17 protein-coding genes and 1 pseudogene are annotated in these 18260 nt (G+C 60.0%); 12 read left to right on the top strand and 6 right to left on the bottom strand.

Annotated features, from left to right (window positions below; translation table 11 throughout):
* Positions 1-23 precede the first annotated feature (23 nt).
* The 3 genes from AD669_RS01905 to AD669_RS01895 form a co-directional block, all read right to left on the bottom strand.
* Positions 24-1961: a methyl-accepting chemotaxis protein gene (locus AD669_RS01905; RefSeq protein WP_053116700.1), complete on the bottom strand. Its 1938-nt coding sequence runs from the start codon at positions 1959-1961 to the stop codon at positions 24-26.
* 99 nt (positions 1962-2060) lie between these two features.
* A complete protein-coding gene (locus tag AD669_RS01900) occupies positions 2061-2363 on the bottom strand; it encodes a cell division protein ZapA (protein ID WP_053116699.1) in 303 nt (100 codons plus the stop codon).
* Entirely contained in the window at positions 2360-2590 is a 231-nt protein-coding gene (locus AD669_RS01895) for a hypothetical protein (RefSeq protein WP_053116698.1), read from the bottom strand. Before AD669_RS01895 ends, AD669_RS01900 begins: the two co-directional genes overlap by 4 nt.
* 251 nt (positions 2591-2841) lie before the next feature.
* Here AD669_RS01895 and AD669_RS28955 point away from each other — a divergent pair.
* The 5 genes and pseudogenes from AD669_RS28955 to selO all read left to right on the top strand — a co-directional run.
* A pseudogene (locus tag AD669_RS28955) lies at positions 2842-3588 on the top strand (MCP four helix bundle domain-containing protein); the annotation flags it as partial.
* Between the two features lie 30 nt (positions 3589-3618).
* The gene (locus AD669_RS28950; protein ID WP_371262353.1) at positions 3619-4491 is read left to right on the top strand and encodes a methyl-accepting chemotaxis protein; all 873 of its coding nucleotides are present in this window, start codon (positions 3619-3621) and stop codon (positions 4489-4491) included.
* A 290-nt stretch (positions 4492-4781) separates the two neighbouring features.
* Positions 4782-6524, top strand: coding sequence for a potassium/proton antiporter (locus AD669_RS01885; RefSeq protein WP_053116696.1), 1743 nt, complete (start codon positions 4782-4784; stop codon positions 6522-6524).
* A gap of 34 nt (positions 6525-6558) precedes the next feature.
* Positions 6559-9912, top strand: a complete 3354-nt coding sequence (gene mscK / locus AD669_RS01880) for a mechanosensitive channel MscK (RefSeq protein WP_053116695.1) — start codon at positions 6559-6561, stop codon at positions 9910-9912.
* A gap of 48 nt (positions 9913-9960) precedes the next feature.
* Positions 9961-11424, top strand: coding sequence for a protein adenylyltransferase SelO (selO, locus tag AD669_RS01875; RefSeq protein ID WP_053116694.1), 1464 nt, complete (start codon positions 9961-9963; stop codon positions 11422-11424).
* A gap of 6 nt (positions 11425-11430) precedes the next feature.
* Here the strand turns inward: selO and AD669_RS01870 are convergent, their stop codons facing one another.
* Positions 11431-11832: a type II toxin-antitoxin system HigA family antitoxin gene (locus AD669_RS01870; RefSeq protein WP_053116693.1), complete on the bottom strand. Its 402-nt coding sequence runs from the start codon at positions 11830-11832 to the stop codon at positions 11431-11433.
* The gene (locus tag AD669_RS01865; protein ID WP_053116692.1) at positions 11829-12125 is read right to left on the bottom strand and encodes a type II toxin-antitoxin system HigB family toxin; all 297 of its coding nucleotides are present in this window, start codon (positions 12123-12125) and stop codon (positions 11829-11831) included. Before AD669_RS01865 ends, AD669_RS01870 begins: the two co-directional genes overlap by 4 nt.
* 194 nt (positions 12126-12319) lie before the next feature.
* Between AD669_RS01865 and trxC the strand changes: the two genes are divergently transcribed.
* Entirely contained in the window at positions 12320-12754 is a 435-nt protein-coding gene (gene trxC / locus AD669_RS01860) for a thioredoxin TrxC (RefSeq protein ID WP_053116691.1), read from the top strand.
* A 129-nt stretch (positions 12755-12883) separates the two neighbouring features.
* Here trxC and AD669_RS01855 read toward each other — a convergent pair whose 3' ends face one another.
* Entirely contained in the window at positions 12884-13654 is a 771-nt protein-coding gene (locus AD669_RS01855) for a ParA family protein (protein ID WP_053116690.1), read from the bottom strand.
* A gap of 356 nt (positions 13655-14010) precedes the next feature.
* On the opposite strand from AD669_RS01855, the gene AD669_RS01850 reads away from it, so the two are divergent.
* The 6 genes from AD669_RS01850 to AD669_RS01825 are packed head-to-tail and all read left to right on the top strand — an operon-like array spanning position 14011 to position 18259.
* On the top strand, positions 14011-14736 hold the full coding sequence (locus AD669_RS01850) for a beta-ketoacyl synthase chain length factor (protein ID WP_053116689.1): 726 nt from the start codon (positions 14011-14013) through the stop codon (positions 14734-14736).
* Entirely contained in the window at positions 14712-15524 is an 813-nt protein-coding gene (locus AD669_RS01845) for a 1-acyl-sn-glycerol-3-phosphate acyltransferase (RefSeq protein WP_053116688.1), read from the top strand. Before AD669_RS01850 ends, AD669_RS01845 begins: the two co-directional genes overlap by 25 nt.
* Positions 15502-15777 carry a phosphopantetheine-binding protein gene (locus AD669_RS01840; protein WP_053116687.1) on the top strand — a complete coding sequence of 92 codons (276 nt, stop codon included), beginning with the start codon at positions 15502-15504 and terminating at the stop codon, positions 15775-15777. Before AD669_RS01845 ends, AD669_RS01840 begins: the two co-directional genes overlap by 23 nt.
* A 9-nt stretch (positions 15778-15786) precedes the next feature.
* On the top strand, positions 15787-16041 hold the full coding sequence (locus AD669_RS01835) for an acyl carrier protein (RefSeq protein WP_053116686.1): 255 nt from the start codon (positions 15787-15789) through the stop codon (positions 16039-16041).
* Positions 16038-16583, top strand: a complete 546-nt coding sequence (locus AD669_RS01830) for a hypothetical protein (protein ID WP_053116685.1) — start codon at positions 16038-16040, stop codon at positions 16581-16583. Before AD669_RS01835 ends, AD669_RS01830 begins: the two co-directional genes overlap by 4 nt.
* Positions 16580-18259: an acyl-CoA synthetase family protein gene (locus tag AD669_RS01825; protein WP_053116684.1), complete on the top strand. Its 1680-nt coding sequence runs from the start codon at positions 16580-16582 to the stop codon at positions 18257-18259. Before AD669_RS01830 ends, AD669_RS01825 begins: the two co-directional genes overlap by 4 nt.
* Position 18260: the final 1 nt, after the last annotated feature.

The following is an 18260-nucleotide window of genomic DNA, read 5'->3' as shown; positions in this document are numbered from 1 at the left end:
GAGGGGCTTTTCTGGCTCAACACTCAACTCAACCTGAACCCACCCATCTGCCGCACCAGATCATCCGCCAGTTTCTGCAACATCTGACAATCCTCACGACAAGCGCGAACCTCCCCCGCCGTCGCCCGCGCCAGATCGGAAATCCCCTGCACGTTGCGGTTGATCTCCTCCGTCACCGCCGACTGCTCCTCGGTCGCCGTCGCCACCTGATGATTCATGTCGCTGATGCGCTCGACCTGCCCGGTAATCGCGGTCAAAGAAGCGCCCGTACGCTGACTCGACTCAACCCCGGTCCCCGTCGCCGCTTGCCCGGTACGCATTGACGACACCGCGTTCTCCGCGCCCTGCTTGAGGCTGCCGATCATTTGCTGAATCTCGTCAGTGGAGGCCTGAGTCCGCCGCGCCAACGTGCGCACTTCATCAGCAACAACGGCAAACCCACGCCCCATATCCCCGGCACGCGCCGCTTCAATCGCCGCATTGAGCGCCAGCAAATTCGTCTGCTCAGACACCCCGCGAATCACCGCCAACACCGAGTCAATCGACGCCACTTGATGCGCCAGTTCACCCACTGCGCCCGCCGCCAGGCCAATTTCGTCCGACATGCTTTCGATATGCCGGATCGACCCGCCAACATCTTCCCGCGCCTGCATCGCTTCATCCCGCGCAGTCTGCGATGCGAGCGCCGCGTTGCCGGCGTTTTGCGCAATCTCCTGAACCGTCAGGCCCATTTCGTGAACCGCGGTGGCAACCATGTCAGTCATTTCCTGCTGCCGGCCGGAGCGCTCGGCAGTGTTTTCGACCACTTTCGCCACTTGCCCCACTGCCGTACGCAGACGCTCGCTGGTGGTCAGCACTTCCGCGATCATGCCGCGCTGACTGTCGAGGAAGCGGTTGAAGCCGCGCGCCAGGTCACCTAGCTCATCGGCGCGACTGGAATCTAACCGATGGGTCAAATCTCCCCCGCCGCTACCGATTGCTACCAGCGCCGCTGTTACCTGACGAATCGGTCGCACCAGCCCGCGCGCCAGCCACACCACCAAGGCCAGGCACACCAGCGCTACAGCCAGACCGATGCCGCCACTCATCCACATCGCTTTGCGCGCTTCGGCGTAGATTTGCGATTGCGGCACTTCGGCCACCAGCGTCCAGCCCAGATCGCGCAACGGCAGGCTGAAGGCCAGATAGTCTTCGCCATCACGCTGGAAGCTACTGTTCGTGGCAATTTTTTGACCCATGACCGCTTGCGCTGCCGCAGCACCAATCTGCTCCGTAAGCGTGCGTTTGCCACTGAACTGCGCTTCAGGATGCACCTGAATCAAACCGTCGGAACGCACGAGATAGACCTTGCCGCGCTCGCCGAAGCTGAAGTTGTGAATAAGCTCCGACAGCTCTTTCATGCTCAGCCCGAGACCGGCGACACCGACCACTTTGCCGGCCTGCTCCACCTTCAAATCGATAAACAGCGCCAATTCTCCGGTGGCGCCATCGTTGTCGATATTCAGCGTGCGCGACTGGTTGCTGTCGAGGAAGGAATAAAACCAGGCATCGGCCGGTTTGGTTCGACTGAGGGTGCGATCCAGGCCTTTTTCGGTGATGTAATGATTGGATTCGGTGCCGATGATCAAAGCCGTAAAAGCCTTGTGTTCGGCGCGGATGCCTTCCAGATACTGCGCGAAGCCCGCCGTTTTGCTGCTGTCTTCGCCAGACGCCAACCAGTCACGCACCATGGTGTTGCTGGCGATGTCTTTGGCAGCGGTGAGGGGCTGGACGAGGATGCGTTCGATGTCGTTGCGCGTCGCTTCGATGCTCGACGGCAAGGCTTGTTCGACCAGATAGCTCTGGGCGAGACGGTTGACCACCAGGGTATAAATGCCAACCACGATCAGGATACTGACCAGCAGAGCGGTGCCCATGCTGAGGATCAGTTGCCATTGGATACTGCGTCGCCACAACTGCATGGAGCACCCCCAAAGAATAAGTGGCGGAAGCAATGCAACAGCCGTGCCGATTGTATACAACCCGATCGACAATCTATTCTTTGGTTGTGCGCAACGCCGTCAACCCTGATTGATGGTCTTGGCGATGGTGTCGACCGTGGCGCTGACTTGCTCTTGGTAACGGTCGAGTTCTTCCTGATGCTGCTTCTTCATGTCGATCTGCTGCGAGCACAGATTCATCGCGGCCAGCACCAGCAAGCGGTCACCGATCAGCGTCGGGTATTTGCGTTTGGTGTCGGCCAAAGCGGCTTTTAGCATCAATGCTGCGTCCAGCAGGGTCTGTTCTTCCCCGGCCGGTGCCTTGATCGAATAGTCCTCCCCGAGAATGGAGATGACTTTTACCCCTGCTGTGCCGTGGTTCATGCGCTGACGGGACCGGCGTTGACGCGATCAACCAGCGCCTGAATGCGGGCGGCGGTGTTGCCGTGCTTTTCTTCCTGTTCCATCAGGCTCAGTTGCAGGCTTTCGTTTTCATCCTTGACCTGAGCCAGTTCGGTGGACAGGTTCTGATTGGTTTGCGCGAGGGTCTGGTTCTGCTGCACCAGGTCGCTGACGAGCTGTTCCAATTGGCTGAGGGATGCTTCCAACATTTTGATCTTCCAGGCATTTTCAAAGGGCGCGTACGATAAAGAAAAGTCACCACGGATGCCAGGGTTAAACCGGCGCAAGGCCTTGATTTTCCTGGCGGGCGAGCGTTCCCGCGAGCTTTAAAGACTGTGATTTGCCAATCTTGTTCCTGCACTTCGTCGCCGAGCGCCCTCTGCGACAAATACGCGCAGCCCCTCAAGACTTTAGTCGCATGACCGATAAGTCATCCATTCAGCAGTTTTAGCCCGCATGGATGCGGCCCTTCTCGGTACCCTCCATGTCCCTTCGCAATATGAACATCGCCCCACGGGCGTTCACCGGTTTCGCCCTGATTGGCGCATTGATGTTGATCCTCGGCGTATTCGCGCTCAATCAGATGAGCAAAATTCGCGGCGCCACCGAAGACATCACCAACAGCAGCGTGCCGAGCATCAAGAGCCTCGACGAATTCACCCAACTGACCCTGCGCCTGCGGGTGCTGTCGTACCGTTTGCTGGTCAACCGCGAACCGGACGTGCAGCAGAAAACCATGGACTTGCTGGACATGCGCAACCAGCAGATCCGCAAGGCCCAGAGCGATTACGAGCCGTTTATCAGCAGCCCCGACGAACGTGCGGCGTACGATCAATACGTGCAGTTGCTGAGCCAGTACCGCCAGATCGAAGACCGGATGAGAACCCTGTCGCGCAACAATCAGGTGGATGAACTGCGCAACCTGCTCAACACCGACTTGCTGACCAACTCCGAAGCGGTCAACACCGTGCTCAACCGTTTGTTGGAGATCAACACCCGGCAAACCGTCGACACCAATCAGCAAGCGGCGGATCAATATTCTTCGGCGTTCGACCTGGTTGTCACCCTGCTGGTGATTGCCACTGCACTGACTTTGTTATTCGCATGGTTGCTGACCGCCAGCATTACCAAGCCAATCGCCAAGGCACTGGAAGCCGCAGAAACCATCGCTGAAGGCAACCTGACGCAGCCGATTCAGGTCGATGGCAGCGACGAAGCCGGGCGCTTGCTCGCGGCGATGGCGAAGATGCAATCGAAGCTGCGCGACACTTTGCAGCGGATTTCCGGGTCAGCCACGCAACTGGCGTCGGCAGCGGAAGAACTCAACAGCGTCACCGACGAAAGCGCACGCGGCCTGGTGCAGCAGAACAACGAAATCGAACAAGCGGCCACCGCGGTCAACGAAATGACCAGCGCCGTTGAAGAAGTTGCGCGCAACGCGGTGAGCACCTCGGAAGCCTCGAAGAACGCCACGACCTCGGCCGGTGATGGCCGTGATCTGGTGCAGGAAACCGTCAGCGCCATCGAACGCATGAGCGCCGATGTGCAGAGCACAGCATCGTTGATCGGTGATCTGGCCAATGAATCCCGAGACATCGGCAAGGTGCTGGACGTGATTCGTGGTTTGGCCGATCAGACCAACCTGCTGGCGCTGAACGCGGCGATTGAAGCGGCGCGCGCCGGTGAAGCCGGTCGTGGTTTTGCGGTGGTGGCGGATGAAGTGCGCGCCTTGGCGCATCGCACGCAGCAGTCGACGAGCGAAATCGAGCGGATGATCGGCAGCATTCAGAGCGGCACCGAACACGCGGTGGATTCGATGCGCAACAGCACCGAACGCGCGGAGTCGACGCTGAACATTGCTCGCGGCGCGGGGATGTCGCTGGATACGATCAACACTGCCATTGTTGAAATTAACGAGCGCAACCTGGTGATCGCCAGCGCGGCGGAAGAGCAGGCGCAGGTGGCGCGGGAAGTGGATCGTAACCTGGTGAATATTCGGGATTTGTCGGTGCAATCAGCGACCGGGGCCAATCAGACGAGCGCGGCGAGTAATGAGCTGTCGCGGCTGGCGCTGGATCTGAACAACATGGTTGGGCGGTTTAGCCTCTAATTGCTGAAGAAACTCCCTTGTGGCGAGGGGATTTATCCCCGATCGGCTGCGCAGCAGTCGTAAATCCCTCGCGCGAGGTGTATCTGATACACCTTGCACTCAGCGTTTGGGGCGGCTTCGCCACCCATCGGGGATAAATCCCCTCGCCACAGTCATCACTCGGCAAACGTTCAATGTGATGCCAACGCAAAAAGCTTTTTGACAGCATCACATTTCAACAGGTTAGAATCGCTGGCACGCAGACTGCATGGTCAGTTTGTGCCCGTCTTTACGCTTCTGGAGTACTGCCTTTGAATGCGACGACCATCAACAGCCTGTTCTTGATCGGCGCGTTGCTGGTAGGTGCAAGCATTCTCGTCAGCTCACTCTCCTCCCGTCTCGGCATCCCGATTCTGGTCATTATCCTCGCAGTCGGCATGGCCGCCGGGGTTGATGGCGGCGGGATTATTTTCGATAACTACCCAACGGCCTATCTGGTCGGCAACCTCGCACTGGCGGTGATCCTCCTCGACGGCGGCTTGCGCACACGGGTCTCGAGTTTCCGCGTGGCGTTGTGGCCGGCGTTATCGCTGGCGACGGTCGGGGTGTTGATCACCACCGGGCTGACCGGCATGGCCGCCGCATGGCTGTTCGACCTGAACCTGATCCAAGGCCTGCTCATCGGCGCCATCGTCGGCTCGACGGACGCCGCAGCGGTGTTCTCCTTGCTCGGCGGCAAAGGCCTGAACGAACGGGTTACGGCCAGCCTGGAAATCGAATCCGGCAGCAACGATCCGATGGCGGTGTTTCTCACCGTGACCCTGATCGACATGCTCGCCAGCGGCCAGACCGGCCTGCACTGGAGCCTGCTGACCCACCTGATCCGCGAGTTCGGCATCGGTGGCGTGATCGGTCTCGGTGGTGGCTGGCTGATGCTGCAACTGGTCAACCGCATCAACCTGGCTGCCGGTCTCTATCCGATTCTGGTGATCGCCGGTGGTCTGGTGGTGTTCGCCCTGACCAACGCCTTGCACGGCAGCGGCTTCCTTGCGGTATATCTGTGCGGTCTGGTGATCGGCAACCGCCCGGTGCGCAGCCGTCACGGTATTTTGCACATGCTCGACGGCATGGCGTGGCTGGCGCAGATCGGCATGTTCCTTGTGCTGGGGCTGCTGGTGACGCCGCATGATTTGCTGCCGATCGCCCTGCCCGCCCTCGGTCTGGCGCTATGGATGATTCTGTTCGCGCGGCCGCTGTCGGTGATGGTCGGTCTGCTGCCGTTCAAGGCCTTCCATGGCCGTGAAAAAGCCTTTATTTCCTGGGTCGGCCTGCGCGGCGCGGTACCGATCATTCTCGCGGTGTTCCCGCTGATGGCCGGGCTGCCGAATGCGCAGCTGTACTTCAACCTCGCCTTCTTTATCGTGCTGGTGTCGCTGTTGGTGCAGGGCACAAGCCTGCCGTGGGTCGCCAAATTGCTGAAGGTGACGGTACCGCCGGAGCCTGCGCCGATTTCCCGGGCGGCGCTGGAAGTCCATGTCACCAGCGAGTGGGAGCTGTTCGTTTATAAGCTCGGCGCGGAGAAATGGTGCATCGGTTCACCCCTGCGCGAGCTGAAAATGCCCGAAGGCACCCGCATCGCTGCCCTGTTTCGTGGCCAGCAACTGCTCCATCCGTCGGGTAGTACGGTGCTGGAAGTCGATGATTTGCTGTGTGTTATCGGCCATGAACACAACTTGCCGGCCCTCGGAAAACTGTTCAGCCAGGCGCCACAACGCGGCCTCGATCTGCGTTTCTTCGGCGACTTCGTGCTCGAAGGAGACGCCCAGCTTAAAGCGGTTGCAGCGCTGTATGGCCTGCCGGCCGAGGGCATCGATCCGGACATGACCCTGGGCGCCTTCATCGCGCAGAAAGTCGGCGGCGCACCGATCGTTGGCGACCAGGTCGAGTGGAACAACACCCACTGGACGGTTGCGGTCATGGACGGGAACAAGATCGGCAAAGTGGGCGTCAGATTCCCCGAAGGAAGTCGCCCGGGCCCCGGACTCTTCCTCTAAACTGCGTCCACTATCACTTGCTTGACCGGTCTCTATGCCTACCCTGCGCTCCTTTTTCGCCGCGGCCCTGCTGGGCCTGAGTCTTACTGTCGGCCCGCTGTATGCCGCCGAACCACCGTCCAGCGATGCCGTCCAGGCCAGCCTGGACAAACTTGCCGACAGCAAACTGCCGGATGCCGACAAAAAGACCCTGCAAACCGTCCTGCAGAACACGCTCAATCAGTTGAACAATCAGCGTGATTACGAGCAGAAACTGATCGACCTCAAGCAGCAACTGGCGACCGCGCCCAAGCAGACCATCGAAAACGCCCGCGAACTGACACGCCTTAAAGCCACAACCGTGGTGCCGGTGGCGCAGCGCTTCCCCCGCGAATCGATCACGCAACTGGAGCAGATCCTCACCGACCGCTCCACCCAGCAAAGTGATCTGCAAAAAGCCCTGGCCGACGCCAACAGCCTGATCATCACCGCGCAGACGCGCCCGGAGCGCGCTCAGGCGGAAATCTCCGCCAGCCAGACGCGCATTCAGCAGATCAACAACATCCTCAAGTCCGGCAAGGACGCGGGCAAATCCGTCAGCGCCGAGCAGCGTGATCAACTCAACGCTGAACTGGCGGCGCTGAACGCGCTGATCCCGTTGCGCCGTCAGGAGCTGGCCGGCAACAGCCAGTTGCAGGATCTCGGCAACGCCCAGCATGACTTGCTCTCGGAAAAATCCGAGCGCCTCGACCGCGAGATTCAGGAGCTGCAGACCCTGATAAACCAGAAGCGTCTGGCGCAGTCGCAGGAAACCGTCACCCAGCAATCGATCGAAGCGCAGAAGGCCGGCGGCAGCAGCCTGCTCGCCAGCGAAAGCACGGCCAACCTCAAGCTCTCCGACTACCTGCTGAAAAGCACCGACCGCCTCAACGAAGTCACCCAGCAGAACCTGCAGACCAAACAACAACTCGACAGCCTGACCCAAAGCGATTCTGCCCTCGACGAGCAGATCAACGTGCTCAAGGGCAGCCTGCTGCTGTCGAAGATTCTCTATAAACAAAAGCAAGCCCTGCCGCGCCTGAAGGTCGACCGCGACCTGGCCGATCAGATCGCTGACATTCGTCTGTATCAGTTTGAAGTCAGCCAGCAGCGCGAACTGCTCAGCAGTCCGACCACCTACGTCGACAACCTGCTCGCCACGCAGCCGCCGGAACAAGTCACCCCGCAACTGCGCAAAAGCCTGCTGGATCTGGCCAACACCCGCGCCGACCTGCTGGAGCGGCTGAACCGCGAACTGAGCGCGGTGCTCAACGAATCGATCACCCTGCAGCTCAATCAGAAACAACTGCTGAGCACCGCGCAAAGCCTGCGCGCGACCCTTGATGAGCAGATGTTCTGGATTCCGAGCAACAAGCCGCTGGATCTGGAGTGGATGCGCAGCGTGCCGGAGCGCCTCAAGCGTCAGGTCGACACGCTGCCGTGGGCTTCAAGCCTCAGCGAATTGACTGATGGTCTGACCCAGCGACCACTGCTGTTCCTGCCGTTGGCGCTGCTGATCGGTGCCTTGTTGTGGCGCCGCAAAAGTCTCTACGGGCGCCTGAACAAGGTTCATCAGGACATCGGTCACTTCAAGCGCGACAGTCAATGGCACACGCCGCAAGCGATCCTGATCAACATTCTGTTGGCGATGCCGGTCGCACTGGCGCTGGCCCTGTGCGGTCTGGCCTTGCAGATCGACGCACGCGGACAGAACGCCAACATGGGCGCGGCGCTGCTGCAGATGGCACAGGCGTGGCTGGTGTTTTACACCGCGTACCGGATTCTCGCGCCGGCCGGCGTGGCTGAACTGCATTTCCGTTGGGAGAAACCGCAGGTTGAATTCCTGCGCGGCTGGATCCGCCGGCTCGGTCTGGTGGTCATGGCATTGGTAACGATTGTCGCTGTTGCCGAATTGCAACCCGCGGCACTCGCCGATGACGTGCTCGGCATGCCGGTGGTACTGACCTGCTACGCCTTGATGGCCTGGCTGCTCAGCCGCCTGCTGATCAGCAGCCCGGCCCACGAAAATACTTCGCTGTTCCGCAAAGCCGTCGGCGTGATGTTCACGGTGCTGCCGATCGCCCTGTTCGTCGCGGTGTGCTTCGGCTACTACTACACCGCGCTGAAACTTAGCGACCGCTTGATCAACACCCTGTATTTGCTGATGTTCTGGCTGGTGATCGAAGCCACTTTCGTTCGCGGCCTGAGCGTTGCCGCACGGCGCCTGGCCTACCAGCGTGCGCTGGCCAAACGGCAGGCAGCGAAAGAGGCTGGCGACGGCGAAGCGGTGATCGAAGAGCCAACCCTAGACATCGAAAAGGTCAACGAACAGTCGCTGCGCCTGATCCGTCTGGCCCTGCTCGGCGGCTTTATCGCGGCGCTGTACTGGGTCTGGTCGGATCTGATTTCGGTGTTCTCGTACCTCGACAACATCACCCTCTACGAATACACCAGCGGCACCGGCGCCAACATGAGCATGGTGCCGATCAGCATCGGCGACATGCTCGGCGCGTTGATCATCATCGGCATTACCTTCGCCCTCGCGCGCAACTTGCCGGGCTTGCTCGAAGTGTTCGTGTTGTCCAAGCTCAATCTGGCGCAGGGCAGTGCTTACGCGACCACGACGCTGCTGTCGTACGTGATCGCCGGTGTCGGTTTTGTTTCGACTCTGTCGACCCTCGGCGTCAGTTGGGACAAGTTGCAATGGCTGGTGGCGGCGCTGTCGGTCGGCCTCGGTTTCGGTATGCAGGAGATCTTCGCCAACTTCATCTCCGGCATCATGATCCTCTTCGAACGCCCGGTGCGGATCGGTGACACCATCACCATCGGCAACCTGTCGGGCACGGTGAGCAAGATCCGCATCCGCGCCACGACCATCACCGACTTCGACCGCAAGGACATCATTGTCCCGAACAAGACGTTCATCACCGGGCAATTGATCAACTGGTCACTGACCGACACCATCACCCGCGTCACGCTGAAACTCGGCGTCGATTACGGCTCGGATCTGGATCTGGTCAAGGAATTGCTGCTCAAGGCTGCCCGCGAGAATCCGCGCGTGCTCAAGGAACCCGAGCCGCACGTGTACTTTCTCAACTTCGGCGAAAGCACCCTCGACCATGAGTTGCGTATGCATGTGCGCGACCTCGGCGACCGCAACCCGGTGCTCGATGAGGTCAACCGCTTCATCAACCGCGAGTTCAAGAAGCAGCACATCAACATCTCGTTCCGCCAGATGGAGGTGTACCTGAAGAATCTGCACGGTCAGGAATACAAGATGGTGCCGATCGAGCCGGAGACGAAAACCATCGTGCCGGTCGCCGACGATCAGAAACCGCTGCAAGAGCCGCCGCCGGCCAAACTCGACTAACCGGTCTATTCCCAGCAGAATGCTCGGACATTCTGCTGGAGCAGGCCCTTGAAAGCCCTCGACGAACTGACCTTCGACAATCGCTTCGCCCGCCTCGGTGACGCGTTTTCCGCCCACGTGCTGCCCGAGCCGATCGACAATCCGCGTCTGGTCGTTGCCAGCCCGGCGGCGCTGGCGTTGCTGGATCTCGATCCAGCCACCGCCGAAACCGAGGAATTTGCCGAACTGTTTGGCGGCCACAAGCTGTGGGCCGATGCCGAGCCGCGCGCGATGGTCTATTCCGGGCATCAGTTCGGCGGCTATACGCCGCAACTGGGTGATGGTCGCGGACTGCTGCTGGGCGAGGTCTACAATGCAGCGGGCGAGCATTGGGACTTGCACCTCAAGGGCGCTGGTCAGACGCCGTTTTCGCGTATGGGCGATGGTCGCGCAGTGCTGCGCTCGTCGATCCGCGAGTTCCTCGCCTCTGAAGCGCTGTTCGGGCTGAACATTCCTTCCTCGCGCGCAGCCTGCGTGATCGGCTCCGACACCCCGGTCTGGCGCGAAAAACAGGAACGCGCGGCGATGGTGCTGCGTCTGGCGCCGAGCCATATCCGCTTCGGCCACTTCGAATATTTCTATTACACCAAACGCCCCGAACAGCAGAAAGCACTCGGCGAGCACGTGCTGGCCATGCATTTCCCGGAATGCCTTGAGCAGCCGGAACCGTATCTGGCGATGTTCCGCGAGATCGTCGAGCGCAACGCCGAACTGATCGCCAAATGGCAGGCCTACGGCTTCTGCCACGGCGTAATGAACACCGACAACATGTCGATCCTCGGCATCACCTTCGACTTCGGCCCATTCGCCTTCCTCGACGACTTCGACGCCAACTTCATCTGCAACCACTCGGATGATCAGGGCCGCTACTCGTTCAGCAATCAAGTGCCGGTCGGCCAGTGGAACCTCAGCGCACTGGCCCAGGCATTGACGCCGTTCATCAGCGTCGAAGCCCTGCGCGAAACCCTCGGCTTGTACCTGCCACTGTTCCAGGCCCACTACCTCGACCTGATGCGCCGCCGCTTCGGCTTCACCAGCGCCGAAGACGACGACCAGAAACTGCTCGAAGATCTGCTGCAATTGATGCAAAACAGCGGCGTCGACTACACGCTGTTCTTCCGCCGACTCGGCGAAGACTCACCTCAGCAGGCTGTCGCTCAGTTGCGCGACGACTTCGTCGACATCAAAGGCTTCGACGCCTGGGGCGAACGCTACATCGCCCGGGTTGCTCGCGACGGCGCTGCCAATCAAGAACAGCGCCGCGCGCGGATGCATGCGATTAACCCGCTGTACATCCTGCGTAATTATTTGGCGCAAAAAGCTATCGACGCGGCGGAGCAAGGGGATTACTCAGAGGTACGCCGGCTGCACGCAGTGCTGAGCAAACCGTTTGAAGAGCAGCCGGGGATGGAAGGTTATGCCGAGCGGCCTCCGGAGTGGGGGAAGCATTTGGAGATTAGTTGTTCTTCGTGAGGCAAGCTAGATAAAGACGTCTACAGGCACCTTGAAGTGGTCCGCCAACCAGCGGACCTGCCGCAGGTTCAACTTGCGCTTACCGTTCAGAATTTCGGAAACGACAGATTGGGTACCGACACCCGGCAGGTCGCTCTGGGTCAGTCCATGTTCGCGCATCATGTAGCCGAGGACCTCTTCGCCACTTGCCTCGGCCATGGGGTGATGCGTGCGATCCCATTCCGCAATCCAGTCAGTGATGATATCCACCAGACTCGTGAGTGGATGCGACTCGTCATCGCCGGTTATTTCGAGGATCTCGTCGACTGCCAGCACCAACGCATCGTAATCCTCTTCGTTCTTCGGTTTGCGAAGCAATGGAGAGACAAACTCCCAGTGCTCAGCAACCGTCTTGATCAAACTACTCATGGTTTTCCCTCTTTCCATTTGCCCCGATCGTATTCTCGATGGTCCAACACATGCTTGATGTAGAGCCTCTGAGATCGATAACTGACAAAGGCGATAAGCCTCAGTTTGTTGCCTCCAATGTCGAACACATGGAGATCACCGACCTTGTCGGTCGCAGGAAATATCGACTTCATTGCCGCGAAGTCCTTTGGATAACTTCTGCTTGCCAAACGAAACCACTGCGCTAGCGCGCTTGCCGCCTGAGGCCATTTTTCCCTGGCCACTCGAATGGGTTTTTCACTAAACACATGCATGCAACATCCTTATCGCATTCTGCTATGGGGAGTTAATCACAAACCAAAAATATCGCAAGTTGCGATACAGCTGAGCAGACCAGCGGGCTCGCCTGGTCGCTTTCAGCCTAGGCACAACGCGAGAGTCTGCACGATTGAAAATATGAGCAAACGTCTCCAACTAGGTGTTATCAGCTCACTTGCGGAATTCACTCATGACCAGCCCACTCCTCATCCCCTGCCCCGCCTGCAACGGCCTCAACCGCATCCCTGCCGAGCGCCTCAACGACCACCCGAAGTGCGGGCGCTGCAAATCCGAGGTGCTGCTGAACAAGCCGTTCGAACTCAAGCAAGGCGATTACGCCAGTCAGATCAAGGGTGATCTGCCGCTACTGGTAGATGTCTGGGCGGAGTGGTGCGGGCCGTGCAAGTCGTTTGCGCCGGTGTTCGAGCAGGCGGCGGTGCAGTTGGCGGGCAAGTGTCGGTTGGCCAAGCTGGATAGCGAGGCGAATCAGCAGTTGTCGGCGCAGTTGGGGATTCGCTCGATTCCGAGTTTGATTCTGTTCAAGAACGGCAAAGAGCTGGCACGGCAGAGTGGCGCGTTGCCGCTGCCGCAGTTGCTGGCGTGGCTGCGTAGCCAGGGTATCTGACCCACCACAAATCCAACTGTAGGAGTGAGCCTGCTCGCGATAGCGTTCGTCCAGCCAATATCTATGTGACTGACACACCGCTATCGCGAGCAGGCTCACTCCCACAGGGGATTTGTGTGGTTCTGGGGATCAGTGCCCTTCGATCAGGTTGTGCAGTTCGACAAATTGCTGGGTCAGTTTGTGTCGCGGATCGAGGTGGATCAGCGGCGTGCTGGCCTGATGGGATTCGCGCATGCGCACCGAGCTGGTCAGGTACACCGGCAGCACCGGCAATCCCTCGGCAATCAACTCATCGAGAATCTGCTGCGGCAGGCTGGCCCGGGCCTGGAACTGGTTGACCACGATGCCTTCAACTTCCAGACCTTCGTTGTGATCCTCTTTCAACTCTTCGATTTCCGCGATCAGTCCATACAAGGCCTGACGCGAGAAGCTGTCGCAATCGAAGGGAATCAGCACACGATCAGCGGCAATCAGTGCTGATACCGCGTAAAAATTCAGCGCCGGCGGCGTATCGAGATAAATCCGGTCGTAATCCTCGGACAGTTCATCAAGCAACTTACGCAGCTTGTTGATCTTGTGCTTGGCTTCAAGTTTTGGCTGCAAATCGGCCAGTTCGGCGGTGGCGGTGATGATGTGCAGGTTGTCGAACGGGGTTTCGTAGATATCCGCCTGGTTTTTCTTCGAGAACGGCCCGGAAGACAGCGTCTGCTTGAAGAAATCGGCAATGCCCATCGGGATGTCGTCGCCGGTAAGCCCGGTCAGATACTGAGTGGAGTTGGCCTGGGCATCGAGATCCACCAACAACGTGCGATAACCCTCGCTGGCACTGACCGCCGCCAGATTGCAGGCAATGCTGGATTTGCCTACACCACCTTTCTGATTGAACACCACGCGCCGCATGACAAAACCTCCGTGTATCAAAGAATGACCGAGTGTAGATGCGCGCGGCCTCGCTTCGCTACCTCATCGGACATGGACTACACAGTCAGGTGCAAACTTCCGTCTGCAGTCTCAGTAAAAACTGCCGACGATTGACGAGATCCCCGACAGACAGGCCCGCGCCAATCTGGATAATGGCCAAATGACAGTTTTACCGCGAACCAGCCAGTACATTTCATTGCGCAAAATGTAACCAGCATTTGCTACACGCCCGTCGCACCGGGATAATGCGCGCCACCCGGCGCCAAGCGCCACGCCAAGTCCGCTGCGGCTTTGGTGGCTAAATGCGTCAACAAAAGCCCGCAGGGGCGGGATGAATGTCCGTGATCAACTTCAACATCGCCCAATGGCGCGCGTGGGCTCCCGGGCTCGACAGCGTGGACGCCTGGCAGGCCTGGAGCCGACAACCGGTCGTGCTCCAGAGCAGTGATGCCGCGCCCGATGTGTCGTTTTTACCGGCCATGCAGCGGCGCCGTCTCAGTCGACTGGCGCGGATGGCGTTCAGCGTTGGCTGGCCACTCGCCGACGGGCGGGAAAACCTGCCGTTGGTATTTGTCTCGCGCCACGGCGAAACCCCGCGAACGTACGAAATTCTCAGCGATCTGGCCACCGACCAGCCGCTATCCCCCACCCAGTTCAGCCTGTCAGTGCATAACGCGATCATCGGTCTGTGGTCGATCATGCGCGGCGAAACCAGCGAAATGACCGCCCTCGCCGCAGCGGGCGACGGCCTCGAACACGGCATGCTCGAAGCGGCGGCACTGCTGAATGAAGGCGCCCCGGCCGTGTTGCTGGTGATCACCGAGGAACAACCGCCGCAAGCCTATTCGCAGTGGATTGATGACGTGCCGTTCCCTTACGCGCTGGGTCTGCTGCTCACCCCCGGTACCGACTGGCGGCTGACCCTGAACAGCACCCCGCAAGCACTGTCCAAATCGGACTGGCCCCACGCGCTCAATCTGTTGCGTACCCTGCTCGGCCAGCAAACCCTTTGCCAACATGCCTGGAAAAATCGTGTATGGACCTGGCAACGCAACCCGTGACCGAGAAAAACCGCGACGCCTATTACTGGCGGTTGCTGGCCACCGCCGCAAGCTTCGCCCTGTTCGGGCTCGGCGGGCTGTGCCTGCGCCTGGTGGTATTCCCGATTCTCGGCTGTCTGCCCGGCGACGCGCTGGTTCATCGTCAACGCGCGCGGCAGATGGTCAGTCGGCTGTTCTGGTTTTTTGTGCAGTTCATGGCCCGCACCGGCGTGCTGACCTACGACATTCAAGGCGCAGAACGCCTCGGTCGACCGGGGCAAATGATCATCGCCAACCATCCGTCGCTGATCGACGTGGTGTTTCTGATCGGTCTGGTACGCCAGGCCAATTGCGTGGTGAAGAAAAGCCTGTGGGAAAACCCCTTCACCCGAGGCCCGCTGCGCCGTACCGAATACATCAGTAATGACGGCAGCATGGACATGCTCGACGCCGCCGCAGAATCATTGCAAAGCGGCCAGAGCCTGATCATTTTCCCCGAAGGCACCCGCACTCAGCCGGGACAGCCGCCAGCCTTTCATCGGGGCGCCGCAGCCATTGCCCTGCGCGGTGCGAAAATCCTCACACCCGTGATCATCAAGGTCAACCCGACCACCCTGACCAAAGCCGAGCCGTGGTATCGCATCCCGCGCCGTCGTGTGCACTTCAGTTTTCGGGTCGGGGCCGATATAGATCCACAGACCTTCGCCGCGCAGGGGCCCGCCCCGCAAGCCTCGCGCAAGCTCAACGATTATTTGCATTCTTACTTTATCAAGGAGCTCGCCGAAGATGAGCGAACTGAACACCCCTAGCCTGGTGCGTGACATCAAACTGCTGATCATCGATGCCCTCGGCCTCGAAGACATCAGCGCCGACGACATCGGTGACGAACAAACGCTGTTCGGTGAAGGCCTGGGCCTGGATTCCGTCGACGCGCTGGAATTGGGTCTGGCGATCCAGAAAAAGTACGGCATCAAAATCGACGCCGACGCCAAAGACACCCGCAACCATTTCACCAACGTGGCGAGCCTTGCGGCCTTCGTCACGGCAAAACAGGCAGCTTGAGACCGGACCATGCAAACTCGTGACGACATTTTCAACACCCTGCGCGATGCCTTGGTCGAGCTGTTCGAACTGGATCCGGCCCGCGTAAGCCTGGATTCCAACCTGTATCAGGATCTGGAAATCGACAGCATTGATGCGGTCGATCTGATCGATCACATCAAACGCCAGACCGGCAAGAAAATCGCCGCCGAAGAGTTCAAGACCGTGCGCACCGTCGGTGACGTGGTCGAGGCGGTTTACCGTCTGGTTCAACCGGCCGCATGAGCCGATTGATCGGCCTGGGCCTGCTGCTGGCCGGTCTGCTGTACCCCTTTGCGGTGTATTTCGGCATGGAGCACTTCGCCCCGTGGCAGTTCGGTCTGCTGCTGGGCGGCTTGTGGCTCGCGCGCGCCCTGACCGGCGAGCGCAAACCCGGCGGCCTGTGGATGGCTTACGTGGCGATCGTGTTCTGCCTGTTGCTGGCGCTGTTCGACAGTCCGCTGTTACTGCGTTGGTACCCGGTGCTGATCAGCGGTTTCATGCTGGTACTGTTCAGCCTGAGCCTGAAATACGGGCCGCCGATGGTCGAGCGGCTCGCCCGGTTGCGTGAGCCAGAGCTGCCGGACATCGCGATTCGCTACACACGCAAGGTCACCGTGGCCTGGAGCGTGTTCTTCTTTTGCAACGGTTTGTGCGCCGCCCTCCTGACCCTGTGGGCGCCGCTGAATTGGTGGATGTTGTACACCGGCCTGATCTCCTACGGATTGATCGGCCTGATGTTTGCCATTGAATGGCTGATACGACAACGGGTAAGAGGCCGTACATGAACTGGATAAAACTTGAGCAGTTGCTGCTCAAGGCCCTGCCGGGGCGGGCGATTTGCGCTGCGCCGGCACTCGATCACGCGCAACTGTGCGAACAGGCGCTGAGCGTTGCCGCCGGCCTGCAAGCGCAGGGCGTGAAGCGCCTCGCCGTGCACCTGGAAGACGCCGCCGATCTCGCCATCGCCCTGCTCGGAGCGTGGCGCGCCGGCGTCAGCGTGTTGTTGCCATCGGATCTGCAACCGCAAACTCGCCAGCGCTGGTCGAGCGAAGTCGATCTGTGGCTGACCGATCACGCCGAAGACGCGCACCTGACTGACTTTCAGCAGCGGGCATTGCCCGCTGGGGCGCTGGATCTCGATCAATGTCAGCTGAGCCTGTGCACCTCCGGCTCCAGCGGCGAACCCAAGCGCATCGACAAAACCCTGCGCCAACTGGCCAACGAGGTCGAAGCGCTGGAGCAACTGTGGGGCGCGGATCTTGCTGAAGCCTGCATCGTCGGCAGCGTCGCTACTCAACACATCTATGGTTTGCTGTTTCGCGTGTTGTGGCCGCTGTGCGCCGGGCGCCCGTTTGTGCGCAAGCAACTGGCCTTCCCGGAAGACATGCAGCGCGCCAGCCGCGAACATCCGACCTTCGCCTGGGTCGCGAGCCCGGCGCTGCTCAAACGCATGGGCGACAACCTTGATTGGCCTGCATTGAGCGCGGTGCGGCGGGTATTTTCCTCGGGTGGCGCGTTGCCGCTTGAGGCTGCGCAAAGTCTGCAACAACGCTTGCAGCAATGGCCGACGGAAATCCTCGGCAGCTCGGAAACCGGCGGCATTGCCTGGCGTCAGGGTGAACAACTGTGGCAACCGTTCGCCGGTGTCCAATTGAGCCAGGACAGCGAGGGCGCGCTGTTGATCGCTTCGCCTTATCTGCCAGGCGGCCATGTTGAACACACCGCCGACGCGGCGCGCATTGCTGCCGATGGTCGTTTCGAGTTGTTGGGACGGCTGGATCGCATCGTCAAACTCGAAGAAAAACGTATTTCTTTGCCGATGCTGGAACAGGCCTTGGTCGCTCACGACTGGGTTGCCGAAGCGCGGCTTGGCGTGGTGCAGGAAAACCGCGCGTCCCTTGGCGCCCTGCTGGTGCTCAGCGATTCGGGGTTGTTTGCGTTGCGTGAACATGGCCGCCGCAGTCTCACCGAAACTTTGCGCCAGCATTTGCGCCAACACTGTGAAGCTCTGGCCCTGCCACGACGCTGGCGGTTGGTGCGGCAATTGCCGCTGAACAGCCAGGGCAAACTGCCCCAGGCCGAGGTTGAAGCACTGTTGATGGCGCCGCGTCCGAAAGCGCCGGAAGTGCTGTCGCAGGTCGAGACTGAGGGTGAATGGAGTTTGCAACTGAGCGTGCCGGCGGATCTGGCTTATTTCAGTGGTCACTTCCCCAAGGCACCGGTGTTGCCGGGCGTGGTGCAGGTGGAATGGGCGCTGAATCTTGGGCGGCAGTTGCTGAGTCTGAGCGGGCCGTTTGCCGGGATGGAAGTGCTGAAGTTCCAGCAACTGGTGCGGCCGGGGGATGAAATTCAGCTGCACCTGCGTTTTGATCCGGAGCGCAGCAAGGTGTATTTCGCTTATCGCAATGACACGGCGACGTGCTCCAGTGGGCGCATCCTGCTAGGAACTGCCAATGCATAAC

Origin of the sequence: Pseudomonas sp. P1.31, assembly GCF_001269815.1 — a bacterium.
Lineage (GTDB): Bacteria > Pseudomonadota > Gammaproteobacteria > Pseudomonadales > Pseudomonadaceae > Aquipseudomonas > Aquipseudomonas rustica.
This window is presented reverse-complemented; position numbering and strand designations above follow the sequence as displayed.